Raw genomic sequence first — 5,702 nt, forward strand, 5'->3', positions numbered from 1 at the left:
CATAGATCAAAAATGACAGAAAACGGAAAGTTAACTGAACGATATAGTTATTTGCAAGATTTTGTTGATGGAAAATAACCAACAACATTTATTAGAAAAATTGGCAAATACTAAAATGCCTTACGGAAAATATAAAGGCAAATATTTAATTGATTTGCCTGAACATTATATTGTTTGGTATAACAACAAAGGCTTTCCGAAAGGAACATTTGGTGGTCAACTTAGGTTAGTTTACGAAATACAACTTAATGGATTGGAAGATTTAGTTAGAAAACTAAGAGTTTAAATTGTTTTTTGTGTTTTGGATGGCGTAAATTATATGAAATCCGCCAAAAGCTACACCAAGTAATAAAAATTGTACTTCAGGAAAAAATAGAGCCAACATACTTTGTAAGGCAAAAAAGAAACCTAATATTTTTGAATAACCATTAGTATAGTGATTTGCTATTATACAGCTTACTCCATAAAGTAAAAGTATTAGAGGAGCTATTAGTTTTAATACTCCTAATTGAATGCACACATAAGAAGCCAAAAATATAATAATGAACTGAATAAAAAATATAACTCTAATTTTTTTAGCATTAGATTCCCAACCTTTTAAATTGCTTTTTTTTCTTCTTCGTTTATTAACAAAAACAATTATCAAATAGGTGATTAGCACAAATAAAACCACGCTAAGTAATATCAAAATTTCAAAAAATGTAATTGGCAATACTGATGTAACTCCACCGGAAGATGTAAAATGACTGATCAATGTATTAACTAAAACAACAAATAAAAGAGAAATAATACCAAATAAAATTCCAGTAATTCCTTGTAAAGATAAATTATGAGTTTTGGGTTTCAATTTTATAAAAATTATTACAGCTTAAATCTACAAAAAAAAAGGAGACAAAAAAATGAACTTTTCAACAATTAAATGTTATTAACTAATTGAAGTAAAAGACAAATTAGGTTTAAATATTCAATAATTTTAGTCATTCAAAAATTCAACACAATAAACTTATTTAAATATGGTCGATCAATTAGCCTTTCCAAAAATATTAACGCACAAAGATGTATTAAAGAGTGCTTTAGAGTACTTTAATGGTGATGAATTAGCAGCAACTACTTGGATTAACAAGTATGCGATGAAGAATAAAAAGGGCGATTTTTTTGAGGCTACACCTAATGATATGCACAAAAGAATGTCAAAAGAATTTGCGCGTATTGAAAAAAAGTATTTAGGTAAAGAAAAAAGTCAAGAAGGTCTTTCTGATTATGGGAAAAAACGTAAATTTTTGACCGAAGAAGCCATATTTAACTTGTTTAAAGACTTTAAATATACCATTCCGCAAGGAAGTGTAATGTCATCTTTGGGAAATGAAAATGTAATAGCTTCTTTATCAAACTGTGTTGTAGTTCCACCAGTTTTAGATTCGTATGGTGGAATTTTCCATACAGATCAGCAATTAGCACAATTATTTAAAAGACGTTGTGGTGTAGGTGTAGATTTATCTAATTTAAGACCAAACGGAGCACAAGTTTCAAATTCAGCAGGAACAACAACAGGAGCGGTTTCATTTATGGAGCGTTTTTCAAACACCACAAGAGAAGTTGCTCAAAATGGTAGGAGAGGAGCCTTAATGTTAACGATGGATATTGCACATCCTGACATTGAAGACTTTATCACTATAAAACAAGATTTAACTAAAATTACAGGAGCAAATATTTCTCTTCGGTTATCAGATGAATTCATGATGGCTGTTGTTAATGATGGTGATTTTATGTTGCGTTGGCCAATTGATAGTGAAAAGCCAACATATACAAAAACCATTAAAGCAAAATCATTGTGGGATACTATTATAAAATGCGCACATAATACTGCTGAACCAGGTTTAATTTTTTGGGATCGTCAGCATTTTTATTCCACATCTTCTGTATATCCAGGGTTTAAAAATAGTTCAACAAACCCTTGTTCAGAAATTGCAATGCAAGGAGGTGATAGTTGTCGATTAATAGCAATAAACCTGTATAGTTTTGTTAAAAAACCATTTACAGAAGAAGCTACGTTTGATTATGAAAAGTTCTACGAAGTAACCTATGAATCTCAACGTTTGATGGATGACTTGGTTGATTTAGAGTTAGAAGCGGTTGATAAGATTTTTAATAAAATAATGCACGATAAAGAACCAACTGATATTAAAAAAGTTGAAATAGATACGTGGAAATTGCTATACCAAACAGGTAAAAAAGGTAGAAGAACAGGTTTAGGGTTTACAGCTTTGGCTGATGCAATGGCTGCTTTAGGTAAAAAGTTTGATACTGATGAGGCAATTGCTGTTGTAGATGAAATAATGAAAACCAAATTTAGCGCAGAGTTTGATAGTAGTATTGATATGGCTATAACTCGTGGGAAGTTTGAAATTTTCAATCCTGAAATTGAAAATTATTCAGAGTTTGTTCAAATGATTGAAAAAGATTTTCCATCAATTTATAAGCGAATGATGAAATATGGTAGGAGAAATATTTCAGTTAGTACAGTTGCACCAACGGGTAGTTTAAGTATGTTGGCACAAACATCATCGGGTATTGAACCGGTTTTCTTGCTATCTTATAAAAGAAGGAGAAAAGTAAATCAAGACGATCCAAATGCAAAAATTGCCTATGTTGATGATATGGGAGATGCTTTTGAAGAATTTGATGTATATCATCCAAAATTAAAACAATGGATGGAAGTTTCAGGAAAAACAGATATTAAAGACAGTCCATATGCAGGCGCAACTGCACCTGAAATTGATTGGAAAAAGCGTGTAGAAATGCAAGCATTGGTTCAAAAATATACGACACACTCTATAAGTTCAACAATAAATTTAGCTGCTGATGTGCCAGTTGAAATGGTTGGTGATATTTATATAGAATCGTGGAGACAAGGTTTAAAAGGAATAACAGTTTATAGAGATGGTTCTAGAAGTGGAATTTTAGTGTCAAATGATGATAAAAAGGAAAAGAAGAATGATGAGTGTTTTGCAGAAACAATTTTTCCAAAAAGACCTAAAGCGATAGAGGCAAAAGTTGTACGTTTTCAAAATGATTATGATAAATGGGTTGCAGTTGTTGGTTTAATAAACAATAGACCTTATGAAGTATTTACTGGAAAAATTGAAGATGCATTTATTTTACCAGCTTGGTTAGAAGAAGGTTGGGTAATTAAAAATAGAGATGATAAAGGAGCTTCTCGTTACGATTTTCAATTTTTAGATAAACAAGGATATAAAGTAACTTTGGAAGGGCTGTCTAGAACTTTTGATAAAGAATACTGGAATTATGCCAAACTTATTTCGGGAGTATTACGTCATGGAATGCCAATAGCATATGTAGTAGATTTAATTAACAATTTAAATATGTACGATGAAAATATTAATACCTGGAAAAATGGTATTGTACGTACATTGAAACAATTTGTTGCAGATGGCACAAAAGCGGCAGATAAAAAATGCCCTGAATGTGGTGACCCTGAAGGGCTTATTTATGAAGAAGGGTGTCTTAAATGTAAAAATTGTGGTCATTCAAAATGTGGGTAATCTTATAATTGGTTAAATAAAAAAAACATCAACAAAATTTCATATATTGTTGGTGTTTTTTTATGAATCCAGTTGAGCAACATATTTTAAATCAAGAAGAGCCTTATCAATCAATTATGTTATATGTACGTAGTGTGATTTTTAAGAGTTTACTGTGTGTTGAAGAAAAATACAAGTACAAAGTTCCTTATTATACGTATAATAATAAACCTATGTTGTATTTAAATATTTTAAAAGGAACAAATTATGTTGACGTTGCTTTTATACAAGGTGTTTTATTAGAAGACAAATATCCACAATTAAAAGATGATAATAACAGAAAACAAGTACGCTCTTTACAAGTACAAAGTTTAGAAGATTTGAACGAACTACAATTTGTTCAGCTATTAAAAGATGTTGCTGAATTTTTAGATAATAGTAGAAGATCTTGGGTGCTTTAAAAGCGTTCTTTTAAATTTAAAAAGAATTTATAGTTTTCCTTATAGCAACTAAATTACTTAGCAAACTTTCTAAATATTTTAAATCTAGCATATTAGCACCATCACTTTTTGCGTTTGAAGGATCAAAGTGCGTTTCTAAAAATAAACCATCTACATTATTTACAACACCTGCTCTTGCAATAGTTTCAATCATATCAGGTCTTCCGCCAGTAACACCACTACTTTGATTTGGTTGTTGAAGCGAATGTGTTACGTCTAAAATCACCGGAGCATATTGTTGCATTTCAGGAATTCCTCTAAAATCAACAATCATATCTTGGTAGCCAAACATAGTTCCTCTATCGGTAATCCAAGCTTTTTCATTTCCGCTATCTTTTACTTTTTGAACCGCATGTTTCATTGCTGAAGGACTCATAAATTGCCCTTTTTTTAAGTTTACAACTTTACCTGTTTTTGCAGCCGCTACAACCAAATCAGTTTGGCGAACTAAAAATGCAGGAATTTGTAAAACATCTACATATTCAGCAGCTTTTATGGCATCATTAACATCATGAATATCTGTTACCGTTGGGATATTGAAAGTTTCAGAGACCTTTTTTAATATTTTTAATGCTTTTTCATCTCCAATTCCAGTAAAACTATCAATTCTACTTCTGTTTGCTTTTTTAAAACTTCCTTTAAAAATAAACGGAATTTCTAATTTATCGGTTACTTTTAAAATGTGTTCGGCAATACGCAAAGCCATTTCTTCGCCTTCAATAGCACAAGGTCCGGCTAATAAAAAAAAGTTGTTGCTATTTGTGTGTTTTATAGTTGGAATTAAATCTAAATGCATTGTAAAATATTTTATGCAAATGTACTATTTAAAAGTTTAAAGAATTTGTATTTGTATTTAAAAATAATGAGTTTAATTATGCTCAACAATAATAAATTCAGTTCTTCTATTTTGTTGATGTTCAGACTCTTTACATTTAATGCCACTTTTACATTTATTGACTAATTGAGTTTCACTATAGCCTTTTCCTGAGATTCTATGATTAGAAATACCTTTAGATTTTATGTAATCTACAGTTCTTTTTGCTCTACGATCAGATAACCAAATATTGTAAGTGTAACTTTCTCTTGAATCTGTATGAGAGTTACACTTAATAGTTAATTTGGGGTTATTTTTCATTAATTTTACTATTGCATTCAATTCAATTTTAGCTTTAGGTCTAAGATGTGATGAATTTAAATCAAAATAAATAGGTTTATGTATTGTTTTAGGATGTTTATTTTCAATTACATTATTTATTGTAACGTCGCTTTTTTGAATTTCATTGTTTGATTCTAAAAATAGATTTATGTTCATGTCTCCATCATTATTTGTAGAAAATACAATTTCTGAAGGAAGATATAAGTTTTTATTTCCTTGGATTTTATAAATTTTATTTTTTTCTATTTCAAAAATATATGAAGCATCTTTAGTTGTTGTTATTTTAGAAATAACAGTGTTGTTTTTATCATATAATGTTACTGTTGTTCCTACTAGTGTTTCAAAATTATTTTTATCGTGAATTATTCCTGAAATTGTAGTAGTACTATTTTTAGTAAATCTATAAATATCATCACTACCAATACCACCATTTCTATTTGAAGAAAAATAACCTGAATTGTTATCTTCATCAATTATAAAAGAAAAATCATCTAAATTACTATT

Annotated in this window: 6 protein-coding genes; 3 read left to right on the forward strand and 3 right to left on the reverse strand. The window is 29.6% G+C overall.

Annotated features, from left to right (window positions below; all coding sequences use genetic code 11):
• Window positions 1–67 precede the first annotated feature (67 nt).
• Entirely contained in the window at window positions 68–286 is a 219-nt protein-coding gene (locus tag GQ540_RS10030) for a DUF3820 family protein (protein ID WP_291800603.1), read from the forward strand.
• On the opposite strand, the gene GQ540_RS10035 is transcribed toward GQ540_RS10030, so the two are convergent.
• Window positions 275–847, reverse strand: coding sequence for a hypothetical protein (locus GQ540_RS10035; RefSeq protein WP_291800605.1), 573 nt, complete (start codon window positions 845–847; stop codon window positions 275–277). The two genes, GQ540_RS10030 and GQ540_RS10035, sit on opposite strands and share 12 nt — an antisense overlap.
• Before the next feature lie 166 nt (window positions 848–1,013).
• On the opposite strand from GQ540_RS10035, the gene GQ540_RS10040 reads away from it, so the two are divergent.
• Entirely contained in the window at window positions 1,014–3,563 is a 2,550-nt protein-coding gene (locus tag GQ540_RS10040; RefSeq protein WP_291800607.1) for an adenosylcobalamin-dependent ribonucleoside-diphosphate reductase, read from the forward strand.
• Between the two features lie 62 nt (window positions 3,564–3,625).
• Window positions 3,626–4,003, forward strand: coding sequence for a DUF1801 domain-containing protein (locus GQ540_RS10045; protein ID WP_291800609.1), 378 nt, complete (start codon window positions 3,626–3,628; stop codon window positions 4,001–4,003).
• Between the two features lie 16 nt (window positions 4,004–4,019).
• Here the strand turns inward: GQ540_RS10045 and kdsA are convergent, their stop codons facing one another.
• Window positions 4,020–4,838, reverse strand: a complete 819-nt coding sequence (gene kdsA, locus GQ540_RS10050; RefSeq protein ID WP_291800611.1) for a 3-deoxy-8-phosphooctulonate synthase — start codon at window positions 4,836–4,838, stop codon at window positions 4,020–4,022.
• A gap of 72 nt (window positions 4,839–4,910) precedes the next feature.
• A partial coding sequence (locus GQ540_RS10055) for an OmpA family protein (protein ID WP_291800613.1) occupies window positions 4,911–5,702 on the reverse strand: 792 nt, incomplete at its 5' end.

It is taken from the genome of Lutibacter sp., assembly GCF_013139515.1.
Classification (GTDB): Bacteria; Bacteroidota; Bacteroidia; order Flavobacteriales; family Flavobacteriaceae; genus Lutibacter.